Annotated in this window: 1 tRNA gene; it reads right to left on the bottom strand. The window is 54.0% G+C overall.

The annotated features are described in order from the left end of the window. Positions 1–9: 9 nt before the first annotated feature. Positions 10–85, bottom strand: a tRNA-Ala gene (locus OGV71_RS01555). Between the last annotated feature and the right edge of the window lie 180 nt (positions 86–265).

The following is a 265-nucleotide window of genomic DNA, read 5'->3' as shown; positions in this document are numbered from 1 at the left end:
CAGTAAAGATGGTGGAGCTATGCGGGATCGAACCGCAGACCTCCTGCGTGCAAGGCAGGCGCTCTCCCAGCTGAGCTATAGCCCCATCGTAGTTATCTCATTCACCTTAATTCCTGCTGAGACAAGGCGTGGAGCGGCGAAGCATACTGAAGTATGCGAGTCGTTTCACAACGCGGTATCAGAAAGAATTTGGTAGGCCTGAGTGGACTTGAACCACCGACCTCACCCTTATCAGGGGTGCGCTCTAACCACCTGAGCTACAAGC

Source organism: Citrobacter sp. Cf088, assembly GCF_030334295.1.
GTDB lineage: Bacteria > Pseudomonadota > Gammaproteobacteria > Enterobacterales > Enterobacteriaceae > Citrobacter > Citrobacter freundii.
Note: the sequence above shows the minus strand (reverse complement) of the source record. Positions and strands in the feature narration are given on the sequence as shown.